The organism is Thermodesulfobacteriota bacterium (assembly GCA_040756475.1).
Taxonomy (GTDB): Bacteria; Desulfobacterota; Deferrisomatia; order Deferrisomatales; family JACRMM01; genus JBFLZB01.
Genome location: JBFLZB010000061.1, coordinates 1 through 23538 on the forward strand (window position 1 = coordinate 1; position 23538 = coordinate 23538).

At 72.8% G+C, this 23538-nt stretch carries 23 protein-coding genes and 1 tRNA gene; all 24 read right to left on the reverse strand.

Features of this window, described 5'->3' with window-relative positions:
- The coding region (locus AB1578_10700; GenBank protein ID MEW6488363.1) for a hypothetical protein at positions 1-248 on the reverse strand (248 nt) is incomplete at its 3' end.
- Entirely contained in the window at positions 245-646 is a 402-nt protein-coding gene (locus tag AB1578_10705; GenBank protein ID MEW6488364.1) for an STAS/SEC14 domain-containing protein, read from the reverse strand. The genes AB1578_10705 and AB1578_10700, both read right to left, overlap by 4 nt.
- A gap of 161 nt (positions 647-807) precedes the next feature.
- Positions 808-882, reverse strand: a tRNA-Val gene (locus tag AB1578_10710).
- A 297-nt stretch (positions 883-1179) separates the two neighbouring features.
- A complete protein-coding gene (locus tag AB1578_10715; protein MEW6488365.1) occupies positions 1180-1827 on the reverse strand; it encodes a S8 family serine peptidase in 648 nt (215 codons plus the stop codon).
- A gap of 113 nt (positions 1828-1940) precedes the next feature.
- Positions 1941-3647 carry an aldehyde ferredoxin oxidoreductase C-terminal domain-containing protein gene (locus tag AB1578_10720; GenBank protein ID MEW6488366.1) on the reverse strand — a complete coding sequence of 569 codons (1707 nt, stop codon included), beginning with the start codon at positions 3645-3647 and terminating at the stop codon, positions 1941-1943.
- A 205-nt stretch (positions 3648-3852) separates the two neighbouring features.
- Positions 3853-5553, reverse strand: a complete 1701-nt coding sequence (locus AB1578_10725; GenBank protein MEW6488367.1) for an ABC transporter ATP-binding protein — start codon at positions 5551-5553, stop codon at positions 3853-3855.
- The gene (locus tag AB1578_10730) at positions 5547-6518 is read right to left on the reverse strand and encodes a U32 family peptidase (protein ID MEW6488368.1); all 972 of its coding nucleotides are present in this window, start codon (positions 6516-6518) and stop codon (positions 5547-5549) included. The genes AB1578_10725 and AB1578_10730 overlap by 7 nt, the downstream gene beginning before the upstream one ends.
- Positions 6515-7369 carry a hypothetical protein gene (locus AB1578_10735; GenBank protein ID MEW6488369.1) on the reverse strand — a complete coding sequence of 285 codons (855 nt, stop codon included), beginning with the start codon at positions 7367-7369 and terminating at the stop codon, positions 6515-6517. The genes AB1578_10730 and AB1578_10735 overlap by 4 nt, the downstream gene beginning before the upstream one ends.
- Positions 7370-7583: 214 nt before the next feature.
- Positions 7584-8594 (reverse strand): hypothetical protein, encoded by a 1011-nt coding sequence (locus AB1578_10740; protein MEW6488370.1) that lies wholly within the window; start codon positions 8592-8594, stop codon positions 7584-7586.
- A 194-nt stretch (positions 8595-8788) separates the two neighbouring features.
- The gene (gene qhpC / locus AB1578_10745) at positions 8789-9118 is read right to left on the reverse strand and encodes a quinohemoprotein amine dehydrogenase subunit gamma (GenBank protein ID MEW6488371.1); all 330 of its coding nucleotides are present in this window, start codon (positions 9116-9118) and stop codon (positions 8789-8791) included.
- Between the two features lie 58 nt (positions 9119-9176).
- Positions 9177-10577 carry a radical SAM protein gene (locus AB1578_10750; protein MEW6488372.1) on the reverse strand — a complete coding sequence of 467 codons (1401 nt, stop codon included), beginning with the start codon at positions 10575-10577 and terminating at the stop codon, positions 9177-9179.
- Positions 10577-12121 carry a hypothetical protein gene (locus AB1578_10755; protein MEW6488373.1) on the reverse strand — a complete coding sequence of 515 codons (1545 nt, stop codon included), beginning with the start codon at positions 12119-12121 and terminating at the stop codon, positions 10577-10579. Before AB1578_10755 ends, AB1578_10750 begins: the two co-directional genes overlap by 1 nt.
- A 16-nt stretch (positions 12122-12137) precedes the next feature.
- On the reverse strand, positions 12138-12986 hold the full coding sequence (locus tag AB1578_10760; protein ID MEW6488374.1) for a transporter: 849 nt from the start codon (positions 12984-12986) through the stop codon (positions 12138-12140).
- A gap of 288 nt (positions 12987-13274) precedes the next feature.
- Positions 13275-14663 (reverse strand): sigma-54 dependent transcriptional regulator, encoded by a 1389-nt coding sequence (locus AB1578_10765; GenBank protein MEW6488375.1) that lies wholly within the window; start codon positions 14661-14663, stop codon positions 13275-13277.
- Positions 14663-16723 (reverse strand): ATP-binding protein, encoded by a 2061-nt coding sequence (locus AB1578_10770; GenBank protein ID MEW6488376.1) that lies wholly within the window; start codon positions 16721-16723, stop codon positions 14663-14665. The genes AB1578_10765 and AB1578_10770 overlap by 1 nt, the downstream gene beginning before the upstream one ends.
- A 138-nt stretch (positions 16724-16861) precedes the next feature.
- On the reverse strand, positions 16862-18370 hold the full coding sequence (locus AB1578_10775) for an L-threonylcarbamoyladenylate synthase (GenBank protein ID MEW6488377.1): 1509 nt from the start codon (positions 18368-18370) through the stop codon (positions 16862-16864).
- Between the two features lie 7 nt (positions 18371-18377).
- Positions 18378-18680 (reverse strand): transcriptional regulator, encoded by a 303-nt coding sequence (locus AB1578_10780; protein ID MEW6488378.1) that lies wholly within the window; start codon positions 18678-18680, stop codon positions 18378-18380.
- 16 nt (positions 18681-18696) lie between these two features.
- Positions 18697-19665 (reverse strand): sodium-dependent bicarbonate transport family permease, encoded by a 969-nt coding sequence (locus tag AB1578_10785; protein ID MEW6488379.1) that lies wholly within the window; start codon positions 19663-19665, stop codon positions 18697-18699.
- Positions 19662-20585 carry a phosphoribosylaminoimidazolesuccinocarboxamide synthase gene (locus AB1578_10790; protein MEW6488380.1) on the reverse strand — a complete coding sequence of 308 codons (924 nt, stop codon included), beginning with the start codon at positions 20583-20585 and terminating at the stop codon, positions 19662-19664. The genes AB1578_10785 and AB1578_10790 overlap by 4 nt, the downstream gene beginning before the upstream one ends.
- The gene (gene purE, locus AB1578_10795; protein MEW6488381.1) at positions 20582-21088 is read right to left on the reverse strand and encodes a 5-(carboxyamino)imidazole ribonucleotide mutase; all 507 of its coding nucleotides are present in this window, start codon (positions 21086-21088) and stop codon (positions 20582-20584) included. The genes AB1578_10790 and purE overlap by 4 nt, the downstream gene beginning before the upstream one ends.
- On the reverse strand, positions 21085-21465 hold the full coding sequence (locus AB1578_10800) for a Na-translocating system protein MpsC family protein (GenBank protein MEW6488382.1): 381 nt from the start codon (positions 21463-21465) through the stop codon (positions 21085-21087). The genes purE and AB1578_10800 overlap by 4 nt, the downstream gene beginning before the upstream one ends.
- Positions 21466-21630: 165 nt before the next feature.
- A complete protein-coding gene (locus tag AB1578_10805) occupies positions 21631-21999 on the reverse strand; it encodes a DUF2294 domain-containing protein (protein MEW6488383.1) in 369 nt (122 codons plus the stop codon).
- 128 nt (positions 22000-22127) lie between these two features.
- A complete protein-coding gene (wrbA, locus tag AB1578_10810; protein ID MEW6488384.1) occupies positions 22128-22754 on the reverse strand; it encodes an NAD(P)H:quinone oxidoreductase in 627 nt (208 codons plus the stop codon).
- Positions 22755-22963: 209 nt separating this feature from the next.
- A partial coding sequence (locus AB1578_10815) for a carbon-nitrogen hydrolase family protein (protein MEW6488385.1) occupies positions 22964-23538 on the reverse strand: 575 nt, incomplete at its 5' end.

A 23538-nucleotide genomic window follows, 5' to 3' on the forward strand; every position in this document is an offset into this window, starting at 1 on the left:
AGCAGCAGCTTCCACGGCCAGAGGGCGAGGCCTGGCGGGAGCAGGCGAGGCAGGGCCGCCAGGAGGAGGAAGAGGAGCAGGAGGTGCAGGGCCGGCATCCGCCCCTCCGCGGTGCTCCCCAGGCACAGGGCCGCCGTCCCGAGGGCGCCGAGTCCCCCCACCGCGCCCCACCCCAGGGGGCCCCCGACGCACGCGGCGACGGCAAAGCACAGAGATCCCGCCAGTACCAGGATCCCAGGAGCCCTCATCCTTCTTTGTCCTCCGCCCCGAGCCAGCGCCGGGCCGCCTCCGCCTCCTGCCCCTCGAAGAAGCGCACCCGGGGCAGGGCCGGGACGGCGCCGCCGGTGCCCTCCGGCGGCCCGCGGGCGACGAGGGCCTCCCACCAGCCCTCCCACTCCCGGCCCCCCACCACGGCCACCCGCCGGATGCGCGCCAGGTGGCGGGCGGCGGGCACCAGGTCCTTCCACAGGGCGCCGGCCGCGAAGCCTTGGAGGCCGTCCACCACGACGAGGACGCGAAGGGTCGCGGCGCCCCCCAGGGCCTCCTCCACGAGGCCGTCCATGGCCCGCACGTCGCCCCGACCGAGCCGGCCCGAGAGCCGAAGGCCCAGCGTGCCCGCCCCGAAGCCTCCCAGGACCTCGAACACGCGCGCCTCCCCTGGTGAAGGTTGGAAGGTGAAGGGTAGCCCTCGGCGCAGCGCCCCACCTGGCACGGACTCGAGCCCGAAGGCAGAAAAAAGCATAGCCTGTCGTTTCCGACAGGCTACGTTCAGGGGACCCGGTGGGGGTCGGGGTCCCTCTCGTCGTCTGGTGGGCGATGCAGGGCTCGAACCTGCGACCCCTGGCATGTGAGGCCAGTGCTCTACCACTGAGCTAATCGCCCGCGAGGGGGTCTTTATAGCGGCATGCCCCGGACCGGTCAAGGCCTTTGTAGGACCACGATCCACCACCTCGGTGGCGAGCGGGGTCCGGGAGCCCCTGCGCTGCGCCCCGCAATCCGCGCCAGTTGGAGGAGAGGTCCCTCACGGAACCGGTGCGCCTCGCTTCACCGGTGTCCACCGGCTGTGGAGGATCGGTCGATGCGGTACGGGGCTCCGCTCCGGGGCTCCCGGACCCCGCCCCAGAATTTGGTGGTGGATTTAGGAGGATCCGCGGATGACGTTGGCGGCCGAGGCCGCTCCTACCCGGCCGCGCGACACGTCCGCGTGAGCTGCGCCCGCGCCAGGTGGGCTGCGACCCGGGCGCAGGCAAACGACGAGCCCCAGAGGTTGGCCCCCGGGGGGAGCCCGGGGAGGTCGCGGGGGCGGCCGGCGGCCCGCCAGGTGCGCGGGGCGCCGGGGGCGGGGAGGACCTCTCCGGGGGAGAGCCCGTCATCGGCCAGCGCCCGGCACACGCCCGGCAGGGCGGCGGGGAGCAGCTCGGCCCCGTCGGGTCGGTTCGGGAGGGCCGGCGCCACGAGCACGCACCCGGCCTCCGCGGCGGCCTCGCAGGCCTGGGCGAGAAGGGCGGCCCCCGGCCCCGGCGCCACGCCGAGGCTCAGGTTGAGCACCCGGCACCCCTCGGCCGCGGCCAGCAGGATGCCCCGGGCCACCAGGGAGGGGTAGGTCGCTGCGTCGTCGCCGAAGACCCGCACGGCGAAGAGCTCCGCCTCCGGCAGGGCCTCGCGCAGCACCCCTGCCACCGCCGTGCCGTGTCCCACGGGGTCCCGGAAGTCTCCGTCCTCCCGGATGCTCCCGTCGGCCCCCACCCGCACCCGGCACCCCTCCACCCTCCCCCGCACGTGGGAGTGCCAGGGGTTCACCCCGGTGTCGATGACGGCGATGCGCACGGCTGCACCTCAGGGTGACGGGTTACGGGTGACGGGTGAGCCTCCGACGAGCCGCCCGCCGCGTGCGACCCGCCATCCCCAACGGACCGCGGACCACGGACAACGGACAAGTCCTAGCCCCACACCGCGTCCACGTCGGCGTCGGGCACGTCCCACACGCCCCCGTGGGGGGGCAGGGGCTCGGCGGCGAAGAAGGCGGGGAGGCGGTCCTGGGCGGGGCCGAAGCCGCACCGCTCGTTGTAGTCGCGCTCCCGGCGGCACACCGACTCGCCCAGGCGCGCGAGATATCCCGCGGGGACCTCCGTGCCGAGCCTGGCCGCGACCGCCGCCGCCAGGTGCTCCTGGAGCTCGGGGGCCTCCAGGATGGGCAGGGAGGCGAACAGGCACACCCCCAGGGTGTCGATGGCGGCGAAGTAGGTCTGGAGGAAGGCCGACATCTGGCCCTGCCCCTGGGGGCTCGAGGGGTCGTAGGAGGGGTTGCTGGGGCTCGGCAGGGCGTTTCCCGCCGTGTGGTCGGCGCCCATGGGGCTCGTGGCGTAGGTGACGCCGGTGCCCTTGAGCACCCGGGGGTCGTAGGCGGCCAGGGACTGGCCCTTGACCACGGGCACCCGCGCCACGCCCAGGGCCCGGCCGGTCTCGGCGCAGCCGCTGCCCAGGAGGAGCCCCAGGGGGTCGCGGGAGCGGATCGACTCCACCGCGGCGAGCGCCCGGGCCCCGTCGCCCCAGGGGAGCTTGCCGGCCTCCATCGCCACGGCCAGGGCGGCGCCCACGTCCATGGTGTCGAGCCCCAGGTCGTCGCACGCCCGGTCGATGCGGGCGACGGCGTCGGGGTCGTCGACGGCGCAGTTGGATCCCACCATCCCCAGGGTCTCGTACTCGAGGCCCGAGGTGACGAAGCCCCCGTCTGCGTCGGTGTACACCTGGGAGCAGTGGATCACGCACCCGGCCATGCAGCGGTGCTTCGTCGAGGCCCCGGGCCGGGCGGCCATGAGGCCGGCCAGGGCCTCGCCCCCGATCTTTCCGGCCCCCGCAAAGCGCCCCTGGGAGTAGTTGCGGGTGGGCAGCGCCCCGAGCTCGTCGATGAGGGGGACGAGCATGGCGGTGCCCAGGGCCTGGAACCCACCGGTCAGGGGGTGGGCGACGATGCCCCGGGCCAGGGCCCCGGAAGCGGCCTGGAACGCCTCGGGCTTCGCGAGGGGCACCCCGGGCGCCCCGGCGTCGTCCAGGACCACCGCCTTGACCCCCTTCGCCCCCAGCACCGCTCCGAGCCCGCCCCGGGCGGCCGTGCGCAGCAGGTAGTCGGGGGTGGTGACGCAGACGGCCGCGGCCCGCAGCCCCGCCTCCCCGGCCGGCCCCACGGTGACGAAGCCGCAGCCGGGGTGCGCCGCCCGAAGCTTCTCCACCGCTGCGTAGTTGCCGAGCCCCCACAGCTCGCCGGCCGGGTGGAAGGAGGCCCCTCCGGCCCCGATCTTCACCACGACCGGCTCCCGGGAGGCGCCCTGGAGCACCACCGCGGCAATCCCCAGGCGGGCCAGTTTCTGGGCCGCGGAGCCGCCCGAGTTGGACTCCTTCACGGTGCCCGTCAGCGGGCTCTTCGCCCCCACCGAGAGGCGACCGCTGTTGGGTACCGAGGTGCCCGCGAGCACCCCCGGCGCGAGCACCAGCCGGTTGTCGGGGCCCAGGGGATCGGCGCCGGGGGGCACCTCCTCGGCCACCACGGCCGAGGTGAGGCCGCGCCCCCCCAGGCCGTGCCAGCGCTCCGGCAGGGGTTCGGCGGCGGCGGTTCGGGCGGCAAGGTCGATGCGCAAGACGTGGGCCATGGGTTCCTCTCTTTCGGATGCAGGCGATTCGTCAGCCAGTCGATGCCCGTTCTCCCTGCTCGCAGCGGATCGGTATCGGGATCGGTATCGGGGTCGATTGCGATCTCGATCTCGATTTCGATGGTGCATCCAGGCGATCCGCGGCTTTTGCGTGGTTCCCCGGGAGCCCGGCGCGTCGTTTGCGCTTTCCGTTCCTCACGGGCTTCTACCGCTGGGCCGCTTCGGCGGCGGGGGCGCCCAGCAGCTCGGCTTCGGTCACGTCCTGGAGCGCGCCGTCGCGCAGGCGGAGCAGCCGGTCGAACTCGCCGAGCCCCCCGAGCCGGTGGGTCACCAGGAGGACGGTGCGGTCGGGGTACTCCCGCCAGAGGTTTCGCCGGACCCGGGCCTCGGTGTCGGGGTCCAGGGCCGAGAACGCCTCGTCCAGGACGAGGATCGGGGGCGCACGCACCAGGAGCCGGGCGATCCCCAGGCGCTGTCGCTGGCCGTCCGAGAGGGCGAGGCCCCGGCCGCCGATGACCGTGCGGTACCCCTCGGGCAGCGAGAGGATGAACTCGTGGGCCTCGGCCGTGCGGGCGGCGCGCAGCACCGCCGCGGGGTCCGCCCCCGGGCAGCCGTAGGTCAGGTTCTCCTCCACCGTGGCGTGGAGCAGGAAGGGCTCCGCCCCCGCGTACCCGATGATCTGCCGCAGGTCCGCCCCGTCGCCGGGAGAGGCGCCCCCCACCCGCACCCACCCCGCCGAGGGCCTGCGCAGGCCGAAGAGGAGCTGGACCAGGGTGGACTTCCCCGCCCCCGACGGGCCGCACAGGGCCACCTTCTCCCCGGGGCCGAGGCGCAGGTCGAGCCCCCGCAGGGCCGGGGGCTTGCCCGGGTAGGCAAAGCTCACCCCGCGCACCTCCACCGCCGCGTGGGCCCCCCGCTCCTCGGGCTCCGGGCCGCCACTGGACCCTGGGCCGGCGTCGGAGCCCAGGAGCTCGGCCACCCGGCCCAGGTGCACCCGGGACTCCTGGAGGCTGCGCACCAGGCCCAGGAGCCCCTGGGCCGGGCCGAAGAGGCGGCCCTGGTAGAGGACGAAGGCCACGAAGGTGCCCAGCGTGATGCTCCCGGCCTCCAGGAGCCGACCGCCCAGGACGTAGATCCAGGCCAGCGAGAGGGTGAGCGAGAGCCCCGGGAGCCCCGAGGTGAGGGCGTCAAAGACCTGGAAGCCCACCACCCGCGCCGTGAGCCGCCGGTTCAGGCCCGCGAGCCGCCCCCCCTCGTCCCCCTCGGCCCCGTGCAGGCGCACCGGGCGCAGCGCCCCCAGGCGCTCGGAGAGGAAGTGGGCGAGGTCGGCCATGACCTCCCGCACCCCCTGGGTGCGGGCCTCCACGGGCCGCCGGAAGGCCGCCGCGAGGGCCAGGGCGGCGGCGACCCCGGCGAAGCTCCACAGGGCGAGCGCCGGCGCGAGGTGGAAGAGGATCGCGGCGGCCACCGCGAGGAAGAGGACGCTTTGCACCGCCCCCAGGAGCCCGTCCACCAGGAGCACCTGCACCCGGGGCACGTCGGTGCCGTAGCGGGTCAGGAGGTCCCCGTGGCGAAACCGCTCCATGTGCTCCAGGGGGGCGGCGAGGCACCGGGCAAAGAGGCGCTCGCGCAGCGCGGCCAGGAGCTCGGCGGAGAGCCGGGTGTGGAGCACCCGCGTGACGCCGGCCAGGGCGAAGTCGACCGCCGCCAGGGCCACCAGGGCCGCCGCGATGCGGGGCACCGCGCCGAAGTCCCCCCGGGTCGCGACCGCGTCGATGAAGGCCTTTCCCAGGAGGGGCGTGGCGAGCGACGCCGCGGCGCCCAGGAGCCCGAGGGCGAAGAGCGCCGCCAGGGCCCGGGCGCGCCCCCGCAGGTGGCCCGCAAAGGGCCGGAGCTCCTTTAGCACGCCAAAGCCTCCCCTTCGGGGACCGCCCAGACGTCGGGGTAGTAGCACAGGTGGGCGCCCCGGCACAGCTCGGGGGCCCCCCGCAGGGCGACCACCGCCTCCCGGATGCGCTCGGGCCCCGCACCCGCCAGGGCCAGGCGCCGGGCCTCGTGGGCCAGGCGCACGGAGCTCTCCTTGCGCGCGAGCGACGCCTCGCGCCCCACCACCTTGAGGCTCGCCACCCCCGCGTCGCGCAGCCGGGGCAGGGCGCACAGGCCGCAGGGGCCCAGCTGGAAGCCCCGGCTCGTCTGGCAGCCGCAGTTGTTGAGGGTCCACTTCCAGAACGCGTAGCGCTCGCGCACCCCGGGCTCCGGGCCTCCCGCCCCTTCCCCGTCGCCCAGGCAGAAGGGACCCAGCGCGTGGGTGGTGGCGCACAGCCCCTCCTCGAAGACGCACCCGTCGTTGAGGAGGAAGACCTCCACCTCGACCCCCGCCGCGGCGCAGGCCTCGATCTCGGCCAGGGCGAGGTGGCGCGGCAGGACGACCCGCGCGACCCCCAGGTCCCGGTAGAAGGCGGCGGCGCCGGGGTTGGTGCAGGTGGCGAGGCTGGAGAGGTGCACCCGGCCGGCGAGGCCGGCCTGCCGGAGCGCCAGGACGAGGCCCAGGTCGGCCACGATGAGCCCCCGCACCCCGCGCGCTTCCACGAGCTCCCGGGCGAAGTCCAGGAGGAAGGGGGTGGCCCCTTCCGGGTAGAAGGGCGCGTTCAGGGTCACGTACACGGGCACGGGCCCCGCCGCGGCCACGGTGCGGTCCAGGTCCTCCAGGCCCGGGAGCCCCGCGGAGGCCGGGTTTCGCCGGTGGACCCAGGCCCGGCCGAACCGCTCCTCCCACCCCGGTGGGGTGAGGCCGCAGTAGAGCTCGTCGGCCCCCGCCGCGCGAAGCGGCGCGGCCTCGGTCCAGTCTCGGAGCGGCGCGAGGATCTTCACGGAGCAGGCCTGCGGTGCAGCACCACCCGGTCCGCCTGGGCCAGGTGGGCGGCGGCCAGGGGCTCGGGCACCTCGTAGAAGAGGGTGTTGCCCGCGCGCCACAGGGGCACGGGGGTGTCGTCGCGCTCCTCCCGGCTCGGCCCCCGGCGGCACGGCGCGCAGCAGGGGGCGTCCACCGCCCCCGCGAAGGGGCCGCCCCTTGGGGTGGCTGCGGCGGCGGCCTTGCCCAGGCAGTGCCGGCCCGAGGTGACAAACGCAAACGGCAGGTGCAGCGTGCGCTGGAGGCCGCCGGCCCCCCCCAGGAAGCCGCCCTCCAGGTCCGGGTCCGTCTCGAGGGCCGCGGCGCCCCCTTCCCGGAGGAAGTCCCTCAGGAGGCGGCTGCGCTCCCCCCCCGCCGCGCCTGCGCCGACGCCCGAAGCCCCCGCTTCCAGCGCCCGGGGGTCGCGCAGCCCCCGGTTGAGGAGCCGCCCGCCCCGGCGGGCGCACCGGGGGTGCCCGTCCCGCACCAGGCGCCACGCCCCCCAGTCGTTGCAGACCACCGCGGGGAACCGCCCCCACGCTTGCAGCGCCGTCAGCAGCGCGTCCAGCCGCGCCAGGCCCGCCGGGCGCAGCACGGGGGTCAGGAGCACCGCCTCCAGGCCGCGGCGCGCCGCCAGCGCGCAAAACGCCTCAGCCTCCCCCGGGGCGGGAAGGCGGTCCTCGCAGAACTCGGTTCCGAAGTACAGGGCCGCAAGCCGCCCCTCCGGGAGGCGGTCGCCCCAGGCCGCCGCGCACCACTGCCGAGGATCGGGGGGGAGAAGCAATGGCGTCTCCAGCCGCAGGGCGTACTCCATCATTGGGGGCCGGTCCATTCTCGGGTGGGCTGGGGGGGCGGGGGCTCAGGCCGCCGAGGCCCGAGAACGGGAAGACCCGGGCTCACGCAAAGCCGCAAAGGACGCAAAGAAGAGCAGAAAATCTCCCCTCTTTGCGCCTTCGCGTCTTTGCGTGAGGGGCCGTTGTCTTCCTCCGGGCGAAACGCTACGCATGGTCCGAGACCTTCGCCTTCAAGGGTCTCCAGCCCGGTCGTCAGTTGCCCAGCCGGATCATGCCCATGCCGTCGGTGGCCATCTGCACCACCCGCAGGGGCTCGAGGGTCGCCGTGTCGTACACGGTCATGGTGTGGCCGCCGCCCACGGTGTAGATCTTCTTGCCGTCGCTCGAGATGGAGATGTCGAAGTTGGTGCCCTCCTGGTTGACGACCATCTTGGTCATCGTCCCCTTCTCCATGTCGAAGGACATCACCTCGTCCATGTTGCCGTAGGCCGTCTTCCGGTCGGGGGAGAGCACCAGGGTGTAGAGCATCCCCATGTCCTGGAAGACCTTGTCGGTGACGACCCCGGTCTTCGTGTCGATCATCAGGACGCCCATGACCTCGGCCGTGTAGTAGGGGGCCACGGCGATGCCGTTGTTGTCGTAGGTCTTCGGCCAGAAGGGCAGGCAGTTCATGCCCTCCTCGGTGAGCTGCCGCACCTCGGCCACGCGCAGGTCCTTGCCCGAGGCGTCGATGCGCAGCAGGTCCTGGCCGATCCCGAAGAGGGTCTTGCCGTCCTGGGTGCCGACGAGCTGCCCGACGCCCCAGGGGACCTCCACGCTGCGCAGCACCTTGCCGGTCTCCAGGTCGAGCTCGGCCACCACGGGCTGGCGGGTGAAGGCCTCGCCGTCGCGGACGGCCCGGAAGAGCAGGTGCGCGAAGGCGGTCTTCCCCGACGGCGCCACCGAGAAGCCGTAGATGAGCTTCTCCCAACCGTCGCCGTGGACGTTCACGGTCTGTACGACCTGCCGTTTGGCCAGGTCGATCTTGTGGATCAGGTGCCGGTTGGCCACGACATACAGGAACTTGCGGTCGGCGGAGGCCGAGGCGTCGCGCAGCCAGCCCTTGGCCGGGATGTCGGCCACCACGGTTTCGGTGTCGCCGTCGAACACTTGGACCACGCCGTAGCCCAGGTAGTAGAAGAGATCCCTGGCCAGGGCGGTGCCCGTGGAGAAGCCCGCCAGGACGACGAGAGCGACGGCGAGCGTTAGCATCTTTCGGTTCATGTCGTTCTCCTGTGCTTGCTGGGGTTGTGAGCGCGAGCCGTGCCGCCGCCTATAAGAAACTCGGCTGACCTTGACAGCTCCGGGAGAGGCGTAGGGCGGGACTTGCCCCGCCAAACCGGCGGGCGAACCCCGCTACGCGGGAACCGCCCGCCCTACCGTTACATCCCTCGGGGCGATCGAAGGTCATGGGCAACTCAGTCGTACTTCAGGTTGCGGAAGTCCTTGGCGATGACCAGGCAGTCCTCGTGGAACACCTTCTGGTTGGTCAGGCCGTCGGGTACCTGGGCGGGCCACCAGCAGTCGCCGGCGCACCCGGAGTAGTCCCGCGCCGAGGGCTGGCAGTTGCCCACGGGGTACTCGGGGCGGGGGTTGGTCTCCCACCCCGTGTCGAAGATGGTCGTGCAGCCCTGGGGCATGGCGGGGGGGCCGCTCAAAGCCTCCACGTTCTTCGCCTCCCCCTGGGCCAGCCGCTCGATGGCCCGGGCCTTTTCGTTGAGCGCCTGGATCGTCTTCTGTTTCATCATGGCTCGGCTCCCGTGGTCTGTGGGGTTTTTATCCGGAGATACAGAGTGTGGCGCGCGCCTAGCACTCCTGCCGGCGCGCGATGCGCTGCATGACGGGATTTTCGGGCTCCGCCCGAAGCCGCGCGTAGAGGCGCAGGCCCAGCTCCAGCCAGGGGCGGATGAAGCGGCAGGAGTCCCCGGGGGCGCGCCCCAGCAGGTTCTCCCGCAGGTGGTTCTCGTAGTGGCACCCCCCGGCGCACAGCCGCCGCGCCCAGCAGTGGGCGCAGAGCTCGCGCCGGGGAGCAGCGGCGGCCCGGAGGGCGGAGCGCAGCTTTTCCAGGTCGGGCCCGGTTTCCAGGTCGCCGGCGGCGAAGTCCTCTTCCCCGGCCAAGCGGTGGCAGAGGAAGTAGCGGCCGTCGGCGTCCAGCGCCAGGTAGCCGTACCCCGCCCCGCACGGCGCCCCCTTGGCCCGGCCGGCGTGCAGCCGCCCCAGGAGGTCCAGGAGGTTGGCGAACGGCAGGCACCTGCCCTGCCGGGCTTCGGTCTCGAACCGCTCCGCCAGGGTCCGGAACCCCCGCAGGAGATCCTCCTCCTGGTCGGCGGTGGGGAGGAGCTCGGGCGTCACGGGGCTCGCCGGGGCAATCCCCACCTCCCGGACCCCGAGCCCCAGCAGGTGGTCGAACACCTCGGGGATGCGGTCCCACTGGCGGGGGGCCAGGGTGACCCGGGCCGCGGCCGGGATCCCCCACTGGGCGAGGGCGGCCAGCCCCGCGGTCACGTCCCCGTAGGTGCCGCCCCCCCCGGAGTAGGGGCGGTTGCGGTCGTGGAGCTCCGGGGGGCCGTCGATGCTGACCGAGACCAGGACCCGGTGGTCCCGCAGGAAGGCCAGAATCTCGGGCGTGAAGAGGGTTCCGTTGGTGGTCAGGCTGAGCGTGAGCTCTTTGCCGGCCGCCGAGGCGGCCGCCTCGGCCTCCTCCACGGCGGCGCGAACGGCGGGGAAGTTCAGGAGCGGCTCGCCCCCGAAGAGCACCAGGGTCACCCCCCGGCGGTCGCCGGAGCGCTCCAGCAGCGTGCGGGCCGCCCGCCGGGCGGTTTCCGGGTCGAGGAGCCGAGGGGTTCCCCCGTAGGTGCCGCCGTGGGCGTAACAGTAGGAGCAGCGCAGGTTGCAGGTTTGCGCGACCTCGAGGACCAGGGTCTCCAGGGGCACGCCGGCCGGGTCGAGCTCGGGCACCGCCGCGGGCCGAGGGCGGCGGTGGGGAACCAGCGGTACCAGCACCTGGGCGTCCCGCAGCTCTTCGAGCACCCCGCGGGCCTCCTCGGGCACGTCCTCCAGGGCGAGGGGGTCTGCCGACCGCCACCGCCCCAGGGTGTCGCGCGCCCGGGAGTCCAGGGCAAAGAGGCTCGCGTGGTCCACCCCGAAGAGGAGCGCCCCCTCCTGGGTGGGAAAGAGCCGGTGGTCGGCCCAGGTGTAGGCCTGCATCAGCGGATCCTCGGGATGAAGTCGGGCATGGTCACCGCGAGATGTGCCTCGGCCTCCAGTGGGGTGCCTCCCCCTTCGTAGCGGGCCACCACCTTCACCCATCCCGAGGCCTCCCCGCTGTACCGGCGGCTGGGCACCGGCGCGTAGTCGCCGATGGGGACGTAGGAGCCGTTGGGTCCGATGCCGCCCACCCACTGGAGGTCGTCGTCGTCGTGGCGGGTCGACTCCTCCTCCACCCGGAAGGCGGCAGGCACAGGCCCGAGGGCTACGTCACCCTCGGCGTAGGCCATTGCCTCGAACTGCACGCCCTCCGCCGGGTAGTGGGGACCGGCGGCGAGCCGGGCACGGCCGGTGCCGGGGACCACGGCGATGCGGTCCACCTTGGGGGCGGCCTTCAGGGCCACGCCGGCCGACTCGGCCCCCTTCACCGTGAGGTCGGCGTCCGCCAGGGTCTTCCCCGAGTAGCGCACCCGGGCGGTAATGGTGTCGCGCCCCGTGCGCGCCGCCGAGAGCACCTCCACGCCGCCCGTGAAGGCAACCCCGCCCTCTTGCACCTCGGGCAGGTTCATGCCCTCGATGGTGACGGTGGTCTCCTCGCCGGCCAGCACGAAGCCCGGGGACACGCGAAGCACCCGGGCCACGCCGTCGTCGCGCACCCAGCGGGAGGCCGACGTGCGAAACCTCGGCGCCTCGAAGTGGTTCTCGCCCCGGGCCTCGCCCGCCGAGAAGAAGGTGTAGGCGCCACGGGTGGCGAACCCGTTGTGCTGGGTGCGGGTGCGCAGCGCGTACCCCCCGTAAAGGGTGGCATCGCCTGTGAAAGACTCGCTCGTGCCGTCGGCGTAGGCCAGCGTCCCCTTCAGGCGGTACTCACCCCCGCCGGCCGCCTCCAGGGTGGCGCGGCCCCGGTAGTCGCCCTTGCCCGGCTCGCGCCCCACCAGGACCCAGGAGCCGTCGATCTTGTAGTCCGGCGCCTTCCACGCCTGGCCGTAGGGGTAGTTCTTCCCCAGGTACGCGAGCGCCTTGTCCGCCTCGGGCCGCCAGCGCAGCTCGCGCATCTGCAGGTGCACCGTGGGGGTGACGTAGTGGTGGAAGTCCCGCACCTTGGCCCAGGCCTTCGGGGTCATGCGGTAGGAGTAGATCTTGCCCGCCGTGTGGCAGCGCACGCAGTTGGTGAAGAGGTGCTCCTGGTCGGGCCCGTCGGGAATCTCCATGAACTGGGAGTTGTGCTGCAGGCTCAGGTAGTACACCTTCGCCTGCTCCTCCGGGGTGAGGATCTGGGTGGCGCAGAGCTCTTTTAGGAGCTGCTCCATCTCGCCCGCGGCGAGCTCCATGCCGTAGAGGCGCTCCATCCGGTCGACGATGACCCACCACTCCTCGGGGGTCGTGCGGATCTCCTCCACGCGGGAGATCTTCCCGTCTTTCACGGCGTGGCAGTCGGTGCACTTCTTGTAGACGAGCGAGTCCTTCGAGAAGGCCTGGGCGGGCGAGCCTGCCACCGCCGCCAGGATCAGGACGGCTCCAGCCAGGATCCACGTTCTCATCATCGATTCCCTCCGTTTCTCAAAACGCGTAGGAGAAGCGCAGCCACACGTCGTCGCCCTTGGTGTCGTTGGCGGCGCTCACGTCGCGGGTCCAGCGCAGATTGGCCCCGAGCCGGTCGGTAATCTGGTAGCCCGCCGTGGGGCCGAACTGGACGCGCTTGGCCTTGGTCTCGCTCACCGAGGAGCCGTCCACCTCGCCTTCGTCCAGGTCCCAATAGCCTCCGCCGTTGACTCCGAGGATGAGCTTGTCCGTGACCTGGTAGGCGAGGCTGGCTTCAAGCTCGAACCGGGGCGGAGCCTTGTAATCGTTGTCGGGCTCCTCGGTGTGGTGGTAGTAGTTCAGGTTCATGTCGAACACGAACTTCTGCCACATCTGGTTGACGGCGAGCTGGTGCTGAAAGTACCAGTGGTTCTGGCCGAGGTTGATGGTCTGGTTGCGGTCCCACTCCCCCGTGGGGGCGAAGGCATAGAACCAGTAGGAGAGGTAGGTTCCCGAGGCCTCGTTGGCATAGAAGAAGACGCCGGGCCCGAAGATGATATCCCCCAGCCCGGAGGAATCTTCCTTCAAGATCTTGTCCTCCTCGACCTTGCCGAAGGGCACGATCACCTGGAACGCCAGGGGCACCGGCCCGATCGTCTTGTAGGCCAGGACCCGTGCGATGCCCACGGTGGCCGTGAGGTCGATCGAGGCCGCCTTCTCCCCGTCGGGGCCGGTGAGCTCGTCGGCCGTGTAATAGTTGAAGTAGCCCAGGCCATAGAAGCCGTCGGGGGCGAGCACGTTGTCATAGGGGTCCACCAGGATGGCCCGGGCCGGGCCGGTCCAGGCGAGCGCGAGTGCAAGCCCCAGGGTGACGATCCATCGCTTCATCGGTCTCTCCTCTCGGTCGACGGGTTGTGCCGCTACGGCTGGCCGTTCCGCTTTCAAACTTCGTTCCACACATGACGCAACGCGAAGCCAGGTCTCGGTGGCCGCCGGCAAGAACCCGTAATGACAGCCGTTTTGCAATGTCGCAGATAAACTGCGTTTCTTTGCGGGATCGCTTGCGAGGGGGCATGGGCCCAAGGTGCGCCGTGCATGTCCCACTTCGGGCCTGGACCGCGGGACAAGGAGGTCCCACGCCGCCCGCTGGGGCGGCCCCGCCGGGACACGGGGGTCTCAGGAGCCTCGGAAGGCTCCGGGATCGAGGCCGAGGGAGGAAAGCAGGCGGTGGATGTGGCGCCGGTCGAGGCCGGCGTGTTCGGCCACCCGGCTCACGTTGCCGCCGTAGTGGTGCAGGAGGGATTCCAGGTAGGGGCGGGTGGCGTCGGCCAGCACCCGGGCCTTGAGCTCCGGGTAGGTCTCCCCGGGAACCTCCGCGGCGCCGGTCTGTCGCACGTGGGGCGGCAGGTTGGCCACGTCCACCACCCGCACGGCGTGGAAGGTGAGGATGCTCTCCAGGAAGTTCACCAGTTCCCGCACGTTTCCGGGCCAGGGATAGGCGCGCAGCCGTTCCAGGGCCTCGGGGGAGAATCGCTCGACCCGGCGGTTGAGGCGCCGGTTGAGGCGCTCCAGGTGGTGGGCGATGAGGAGCGGCAGGTCTTCGGTGCGCTCCCGCAGGGGGGGCACCCGGAGCTCGATCACCCGGAGGCGGTAGTAGAGGTCCTCCCGAAAGCGCCCCGCCGCAACCTCGGCCTCCAGGTCGCGGTTGGTGGCGGCCACCACCCGGGCTTCGGTGACCCGGGGCGCGGACTCCCCGAGGCGCACGAAGGTCCTGCCCTCCAGGACCCGCAGGAGCTTCTTCTGGAGGGGCAGCTCCAGCTCGCCGATCTCGTCCAGGAAGACCGTGCCGTCGGAGGCCACCTCGAAGTACCCGGCCCGCTCGCGGTGTGCCCCCGTGAAGGAACCCCGGGCGTGCCCGAAGAGCTCGCTCTCCAGGAGGGCCGCGGGAAGCGCGGCGCAGTCCACCGTGACAAACGGCCTCTCCCGGCGCGGTCCGGCCCCGTGGATGGCCCGGGCCACGAGCTCCTTGCCCGTGCCGCTCTCCCCGGTGACCAGCACGGTGGAGCCGGTTGCGGCCACGGCGGCGATGCGCGCGCGCAGCTCCCGGATGCCCGGGCTCGCGCCCACCAGGCCTTCGGGCTCGCCGATCCGCCCCAGGGCACCCGCCAGGAGGCGGTTCTCCCGGCGAAGCGCCCGGTGCTCCAGGGCCTTGCGCAGGGCGAGGTCCACCTCGTCCAGGTCGAAGGGCTTCGTGAGATAGTCGTACACCCCCCGGCGCATGGCGTCCACCGCCGAGCGGATGGTGCCGTACCCCGTGAGCACCAGCACGGGGAGCTCCGGCTGGAGCGCGAGGGCCTGCTCGGCGAACTCCACCCCGGAGAGGCCGGGCATCTTCATGTCGGAGATCACCGCGTCGGGCTCCCAGGTGCGCACCCGCTCGATCCCGGCCCGGGGGTCCGCCTCCCCTGCCGCCTCGTACCCCATGGACGCCAGGGCCTTGAGGAGCGCGTCGCGCAGCCGCGCGTCGTCGTCCACCACCAGGATGCGGGGAGCGGGCCGGGGCATCACGGGGAACCTCCTTCCGGCAACACCACCCGGAAGCGGCAACCCCGGGGGGACAGGTTCTCCACCTCGATCCGGCCCCCGTGGCCCTCCACGATCCGGTAGGCAACCGCGAGCCCCAGGCCGGTGCCCTGCCCCACCTCCTTGGTGGTGAAGAACGGCTCGAAGATCTTGGGCATCACGTCCTCCGAAATCCCGGCTCCCTCGTCCTCCAGCTCCAGGAGGAACGTGGCCGGCCGCCCGTCCGCCTCTGCCACCCCCGTGCGCACCACGACCCGGCCGCCGGCCTCCTGGGCGTCGATGGCGTTGCCCAGGAGGTTCCAGAGCACTTGCTTCAGCCCGGAGGGGTCGCCCCGCAGGGTGCGCCCGTCGGTGCCCAGGACGAGCTCCAGCGCGATGCCCCGGGCCGCCGCCTCGTGGCGGGCCAGCTCCCCCACCTCCCGCACGAGGGAATCGAGCTTCAGGTCGCTCTTCACCGGGCTCTGGAGGCGGGAGAGGTCCAGGAGGTTTCGCAGCTTCTCCTGGATGCGTCGGATCTCGCCGGTCACCACGTCCAGGTCTCCCCGGGCGTCCTCCGGCAGGTCGGCCCGGCGCAGGAGCATCTGGGTGTAGGTGGAGATGGTGGCCAGGGGGTTGTTGACCTCGTGGGCCACCCCCGCGGCCAACCGCCCCACCGCAGCGAGCTTGCGGCCCTGCTCCACCTCGGCGTAGACCCTCTGGAGCTCCCGCTTCTTGTCCTCGAGACCCCCGGCCATGGAGTTCAGCGCGCCCGCGAGCTCTCCCAGCTCCCCGGGCGCCACCTCGACCCGGTGGGAGAGGTCGCCCTCGCCAAACCGGCGGATGGCCCCCAGGAGGGTGCGCAGCCCGCGGGACTGGTGGGCGAGCACCACGCCCGTAAGCCCCAGGATGCCCAGGAGAGAGAAGGCCACCACGTGGATGAAGTTTCGCCGCACCCGCTCCGCCTCCCCCACCACCTTGGCCGCGCTCTCGTAAGCCGGACCCGCCACGTCGTCCTCGGGCACGAGCAGCACCAGGCGCCACCCCGGGGGCGCGACCCCCACGTAGCCCGCGAAGAAGCGCACGGCGCCCGTGTCGAGGAACTCCACGTTCTCCCCCCGGTCCAGCACCCGGCTGGCGAGCTCCGCCACCCGGGGCACCGACGAACGCGCCGGGTCCTGGCCCTGGGGCGGCAGCCCGGGGTCCAGGCCCAGGGCGCCCAGGGGCAGGTTCTCCGAAGCCGCGATGATCCCGTTGGGAGAGAGCAGGAGCGAGCTGGTCCCCTGGGACAGGCGGATCTCAGCGATCTCCCGCAGGAGCTTCTGGATGGTGATGTCGATGCCGGCGGTTCCCCGGTGCCGGTCCCCCTCGTACAGGGGGGACAGGCACGAGATCATCCACTCCCCGCTCAGGGGGTCCAGGTAGGGGTCGGTGAAGACCTCGCGGCGGCCTGGATTGTGGTCCGGCCCGGCCAGGTAGTAGAAGGGCCAGGTGGTGTAGTCCTTGTCCCGGGGCATGTGGCCGAAGTCCCGCCAGGGGTAGGCCCGGGTGACGCCGTCGGCGAAGATCACCCAGCTCAGGACCATCCGGGGCTCGCGCTCGGCCAGGGGCTTGAAGAGGAGATCCAGGGCCTCGGTGGCCTCCGCCAGGGGCCGGTGGGCGGGGGAGTAGCGCGGCACGAAGAGCACCGAGTTGCCGTCGGGGACGGGATTGCCGAAGCTCCCCCCCCCCGGGTCTTCCCGGTACCGGCTGCCGTTGCGGTGGGAGAAGGCCCCGGGCTGGGCGGCCAGGGCCTGGGCAAATGCCCGCAGCGCGTGCGCCTCGTCCTGGAGGCGCGCAAAGAGCGCCGACAGGCGCCCCGCCTCCTGGCCCAGCCGTTCCCGGAGCCGGTGGAGCTGGGAGGAGAGGAGCACGGCGCGGGTCTCCTGTACCGACACCTCCCGGATGGTGGCCAGGTGCCGGAAGGTGAGCGCCGACATGACCCCGATGGGCAGCAGGGAAAGGAGCAGGGCGCTCGCGAGCAGCTTCGTCGCCAGACCCCAGTTGCGCCAAGCGCGGATGCGCATGAAGACCTCGACCCCGGGTGGGAGCACCGGCGCTCAGTCTACCAAGGGGTCAGGGCGGGATTCGAGCAGGCATTTCCGGCAGGGTTCACCGTCCGGGTGGCCTGCGGAGTCCGGGAACCCCTGCGCTGCCGCGCCGCTTCAGCCGCCCTCTCGGCTCGCGGCCGCCCGGCGCAGGCGGTCGAGGATGGCGCGGCCGAGGCCCTCTTCTGGCACGGGCTCGGCCACGATGAGGTCGAGGCCCCGGGCGTCGAGGCGGCGAAGGGCCGCGAAGAGGTGCGCGGCGGCCTCCCGGAGATCACGGGAGGGGGAGAGGACCTCCACGGCGGCGTAGCCCGCGCGGCTCTCGGGCTCGCCCAGGGCCAGGAGGCCGATCCGCCCGGGGGGCGGGGGGGCGCCGGGGGAGGCGAGCACGAGGGGCACCCGGGGGGCATAGTGGGAGACGAGGGAGCCCGGGGCCAGGGGGCGGCCTGCCGGGTTGCCGGGGCGCTCCAGGGGGCCCACCACCGCCTCGAGCTCCTCGGCGGGCAGGCCTCCGGGGCGCAGGAGGACCGGGCGGCCTTCGGCCAGGGAGACGATGGTGGACTCCACCCCCACCCGGCAGGGGCCCCCGTCGAGGATCGCATCCACCGCTCCCGCGAGCTGTTCGAACACGTGCTCGGCCCGGGTGGGGCTCACCCGGCCGAAGGGGTTGGCGCTCGGGGCGGCCACGGGCACTCCGGCCCGGGAGAGCAGGTCCAGTGCCAGGGGGTGGTCGGGCACCCGCACCGCCACGGTGGGAAGGCCCGAGGTGGTGAGGTCGGGGACCTCGGGGCGCTTGGGGAGCACCAGCGTCAAGGGGCCGGGCCAGAACCGGCGGGCGAGCTCCCGCGCGGCCGGGGGCACCTCGGCCGCCACGGCCCCCAAGGCCTCGGGCCCGGCCAGGTGCACGATGAGGGGGTCGAACCGGGGGCGGCCCTTGATCTCGAAGACCCGGGCCACAGCCGCCGGATCCAGGGCGTGGGCCCCCAGACCGTAGACGGTCTCGGTGGGGAAGGCCACGGTGCCGCCCCGGCGCAGGAGCTCGGCGGCCGCCGCGACCTCCCCCAGCCCCGACGGCCCCGGGTGGGTCCGGGCGAGGATCCACCGGGCGGCGTCGAGAAGGCCGGGGACCACCGCCGACTCGGCCCCCGTGAGCTCGCCCCGGTGCTTCTCGCCGTGCCCGGAGAGCAGGTACACCCCTCGTGCCCCCACGCCCCGGGCGAGCTCCATGTCGTAGGGGTGGTCCCCCACCACGAAGGAGCGGGCGAGGTCGATCCCGTGGTCCCGGGCCGCCCGCTCCAGGAAGTAGGGGTTGGGCTTCACACACCGGCACCCGAGGCTCCGGTCGTGGGGGCAGGCGTAGACCTCGCGAATCTCCACCCCCCGGGCCGCGAGCTCGCCCACCAGGTGGCGATGCACCCCGTCCACCTGCTCGAGGGTGAGGGCTCCCCGGGAGACCCCGGGCTGGTTGGTGACGACGAAAAGGGGAAACCGGCCGGACAGGAGCTCCAGGGCCCGAAAGACCCCCGGGAGCCAGCGGGCCTGGGCCGGCTCGGCCACGTAGCCCACATCCTCGATGAGCGTGCCGTCGCGGTCCAGGAAGACCGCGGGTCGCAGAGCAGAGGCCATGGGCGGCTCAGAACTTCTCGGGACGGATCACTTGGACGTCCGTGACGAAGAGGATCATGGCGTAGTCGCGGTAGTAGGTGGCGAGGAGGTGCTCGGCCAGGGCGTGGGCCACCTCCTCGCCGCAGACGATCTCGAGGCGCACGTTCCGGCTCGCTTCCCACTCGCCGCTGCGGGCTCCCCGCTGGCCGCTGCCCCGGGCCTCGCAGGCCGTGTAACCCCTGGCCCCCAGCCGCAGGGCGTCGGCAGCGATACGGTCCTCGAGGAACGCCTCGGTGACCACCGTAACGAGCTTTCTGGGCTTGAAGTTCATGGGACTGCCCCGCCGCTCAGGGACCCAGGGGCCCCGGGCCGATCCACCCGTGGACGAGCCGGGACAGCCACAGATACGCCGGCACGCCCCAGGCGATGTTGAAAGGGAAGGTGACCCCGAGGGAAGCCGTCAGGTACAGGGACGGGTTGGCCTCGGGCACCGCCAGCCGCATTGCCGCGGGCGCCGCGATGTAGGAAGCGCTGGCGCAGAGCGTGGCGAGCACCGCCGTGCCCCCGACGCTGAGCCCCACCGCCGTGCCGGCGAAGGCGCCGGCCAATCCCCCGGCGAGCGGCACGGCGACTCCAAAGGCGACGAGGAAGGGCCCCACCCGGGCCAGGTCCCGCAGCCTGCGGGAGGCCACGAGCCCCATCTCCAGGAGGAAGAGGGCCAGCACCCCCTTGAAGGGCTCGAAGAAGAGGGGCGCCAGGGGCTGCACCCGGTCGGGGCCCGCCAGGAAACCCACCGCGAGGCCGCACAGGAGAAAGTAGATGCCCCTGCCAAGGAATACCTCGGCCCCCAGCGCACGCCATCCCGTGCCTTCCCGGCCCCGCCGGGCGAGCCAGATCCCCACGGCCAACGCCGGAACCTCCATGAAGGCCAGGAGGACCGCCACGTAGTCCTCGTAGGTCACCCCGCTGCGGTCCAGGAACCCGAGACACACCGCGAAGGTCACCGCGCTCGCCGACCCGTAGTGGGCGGCGATGGCCCCGGCGTCGGGACGGGCCAGCCCTCCCCACCGCAGCACCGGGTACGCCGCCAGGGGCATGGCGGCGCCCAGGGCCACAGCCGCCCCCACGGCCGGGGCCGCCAGGGCCAGGCCCGCCCGGGCCAGGTCCGCCCCGCCCTTGAGGCCGATGGACAGGAGCAGGTAGACGCTGAGGGTCTCGTACAGGGCCTCGGGAAGCCTCGCCTGTGCCCCCACCACGCCGGCGAGCAGGCCCAGGGCGAAACACAACACCGCCGGGTCGAGGAGGTTCTCGATCACGCCGCCCCGGCACCGGTGAGGAGCGCGAAGATCTCACGGTAGCGCCGGGAGGTCTCGGCCACCACGTCGGGGGGGAGCTCGGGCCCCGGCGGGGTCTTGTCCCACCCGATCCTCTCCAGGTAGTCGCGCACGTACTGCTTGTCGAGGCTGTCCTGGGGCCGGCCGGGGGCGTACCCCGCAGCCTGCCAGAACCGGGAGGAGTCGGGGGTCAGGGCCTCGTCGATGAGGAGGAGCCGGTCCCCCGCGAGGCCGAACTCGAACTTCGTGTCGGCGATGAGGATCCCCTTCCCCGCCGCCTCCTCGGCTCCCCGGCGGTAGAGGGCCAGGGCCACCTCCCGTACCTCTCGGGCCCGGTCGGCCCCCACGAGCCCGACCATCTCCTCGAAGGAGATGTTTTCGTCGTGCTGGCCCTCCGGCGCCTTGGTGGACGGGGTAAAGAGGGGCTCGGGCAGCTTCTCCGACTCCCGGAGCCCCGGGGGAAGCGGGACGGCGCACACGGTGCCGCTCCTTCGGTACTCCTTCCACGCCGAGCCCGAGAGGTAGCCCCGCACGATGCACTCCACCGGCAAGGGCGCCGCCTTCGCCACGAGCATGCTGCGCCCGGCCAGGACGCCCGCGTGCGTGCGGGCCGCCGGGGGGTAGGCGGCGGGGTCCAGGGTCACGAGGTGGTTGGCCACCACGCCCCCCGTGCGGCCGAACCAGTGGGCCGAGAGCCGGGTGAGCACCTCCCCCTTGCCCGGGATCGGGGTGGGGAGCACCACGTCGAAGGCCGAGAGGCGGTCGGTGGCGACGATCAGGAGCCACTCCCCCAGGTCGTACACGTCACGCACCTTGCCCCGGCGGGGCGGGGGAAGCCCGGGCAGGTCGGTCTGGAACACGGCATCCGCGGCGTCTGCTCCCTTCCGGCCGGCTCGCTTCATGGGGCACCGGCGGCGCCCAGCTCGGCCCGGCACTTTTCCGTGGCGTCCAGGAGCCCCTGACGATCCTTGGCCCGCAGGGCCTCGAGCTTCTCGGCAAGGGCCCGGTCCTCGACGGCCAGGATCTGGCAGGCCAGGAGCGCTGCGTTGGCGGCCCCGTCGATGGCCACGGTGGCCACCGGGATCCCCCGGGGCATCTGCACGGTGCTCAGGAGAGCGTCGTGGCCGTTCAGAGCCCCCGAGGCCAGGGGGACCCCGATCACGGGCAGGGTGGTGTGGCCCGCGGCCACCCCGGCGAGGTGGGCCGCTACGCCGGCGCCGCAGATCACTGCGGCCACGCCCCGATCCCGGGCGGTGGAGACGATGGAGACCACCCGGGCCGGGTCCCGGTGGGCCGAGGCCACGTGCACCTCGAAGGACACGCCGAGGCCCTGGAGGACCTCGATCCCCTTCTTCATGACGGGCCAGTCGTTGGGGCTCCCCATGAGCATGGCGACGGACTTCATGTGTCTTCCTCCTCTCGGATCGAAGGGGGTTTCGGTGGGACGACGGCCTCGAAGGCGAGCACGAGGAGCTTGTGCCGGGTGCCCTGCAGGGGCTCGAGGGCCGCCGAGGCGAGCTCCTTGCCTAGGGTTTCCCGCACCAGCTCGGCCAGGGCCGGAAAGACCTCCGCGGAGCAGGCGTCGTGGTACTCCCGCAGGAGCCCCCGCCCCTGCTGCCGGGCCGACAGGGCCTCCTCGGCCGGGGGCAGGCACTCCCGCAGCACGGCGAAGGCCAGGTCCTCCCCGCCGTGTACCTCCACGCGCCCGGGCTCCGCACCCAGCAAGTCTGCGCAGATGCGGGCGATCCCCCGGGTCAGGGCGTCGCGGCTTCGGGGGTCCAAGGCAGCCTCTCTCCTGGCTTCGGAAACGCAAAAAGGCCGGAATGGACGCACCCTCGGGGGGAGTCCACTTCCGGCCCATCCCCGGACCGACCCGGCCGTCCAGCCGGCGGGGGCCCTTCCAGGGATCTGCACGGGCACGAGCCTACCGTGCCCACGCTCGCCCTGTCAACGGCCGAGTGCGTCCACCGGGCCCTCCAGGGTGAACACGAAGATCCGCTCCCCCGTGCGGGTGCTCACGTCGGTGTGCATGGAGACGACGGCGCGCCCCGTCACGTCGCCCACCACCGCGTAGAGGAGATCCCTGGCGCCCTCCACCAGGCTCTCGCGCATCTTCTTCACCAGGGCGACGCCATCTGGGGTCCGGCACAGGTGCTCCTCCGCCGGGGTAAGGATCCCCTTGAGGCGCACCACCGCCAGGTCGCGCACGAGATGGGCCGCGGCCTCCCGCGGGCCGCGGCCCAGGTACTCCTTCTCGAAGGCCACGAAGGCCTTGGCGAGCTCGTCCTCCATGCGGCCGGCGGACGGGGTCGGCATGGTTCCTCCCTCTCCATCGATGCGCCCGAACTTTCCGGGCCTGCCCTCGGGCGCCGCTCCCGTCCTTGACCCACCCCTGGGGTTCCGGCCCGAAGCGTCCGAATCCGCCGACCCCCTTCTCGCTCCCTCTACTTTGCGCCGGCCTTGAGCCGCCGGGCGATCTCGGCCACGTGCCGGCCCTGGAAGCGGGCGATCGCCAGCTCGTTCTCGCTGGGCTGGCGCGAGCCGTCGGGGCCCGCAATCGTGGTTGCACCGTAGGGGCTGCCGCCGGTGATCTCGCCCATGGTCATCTGGCGGGCCTCGGAGTAGGGCACTCCCACCACGATCATCCCCTGGTGCAGGAGCGTGGTGTGGAAGCTCGTGATCGTGGTCTCCTGGCCGCCGTGCTGGGTGGCGGTGGAGGCGAACACGCTGCCCACCTTCCCGATGAGCGCGCCCTTCATCCACAAGCCCCCCGTCTGGTCGAGGAAGTTTCGCATCTGGGCCGCCATGTTCCCGAACCGGGTCGGCGTGCCGAAGAGGATGGCGTCGGCCTCCGCGAGCTGGTCCACGTTTGCCACCGGAACGCGGGAAAAGGCCTGGCGCGCCGCCTTGGCCCCGCTCTGCTCGAGAGCGGCGTCGGGCACGAGCTCCGGCACCTGGTAGAGGGTCACCTCGGCGCCGGGCACTTCCCGGGCGCCCGCCGCCACTGCCTCCGCCATCCGGTAGACGTGACCGTACATGCTGTAGAACACCACCTGGATCTTCGTCGTCATGGGGGCCTCCTTTCGCCGGTTGGGCATGGATACAGGCAGAACACACGTCGTTGGAGCATGCTTAAGGCGAAGGCTCCGGGGTGTCAAGGCGCCGGCCCGCCCACGATCCACCACCTCGGTGGCGAGCGGGGTCCGGGAGCCCCTGCGCTCCGCCCCGCAATCCGCGATGTCCGGAGTCAGCGTCTCCTCGCGAGCTGGTGCGCCGAGCCTCACCGGTTTCGCCCGAGCGGCCGCGGATCGGTCGAGGCGGCACGGGGCTGCGCTCCGGGGCTCCCGGACCCCGCCCCAGAATTTGACGGTGGATTCTGGCTGCGGGGGGCGGGGAGCAGAAGGTCGGCCACGGCCACGTCGTCTCCCTCCAGCCCGGTAGCTGCCAGGAGCCCTCCTGCCGGGTGGAGGACCCCGCTGCCGCCGGAAAACCGGATGCCGTCCTCCTGCCCCCAGGTGTTCCCCGCCACGAGCGGAAGGCCGTATCGGCCGACCGGGGCAAGCCAGTGGGGCCAGGGTGGCGCGTCATCGACCCAGGCGGTGGAGAAGGCCACGACCTCGGCCCCCCCGGCCCGAAGCGCCTCCCACGCCCCGGGGAAGTTCACGTCGAAGCACACGCACAGGCCGATGACCCCGAGCCCCGTGGCGACGGCTCGATAGCCCCGGCCCGGCTGCGCCCAGGAGAAGTCCGGACCGTAGAGGTGGTTCTTGTGGTAGTGGCCGAGGAGCTCCCCCCGGGGGCCGAGGAGGACCTGGGTGTTGCGAAGCCCCCCTGCGGGGCCGCGGGTGGGGAGCC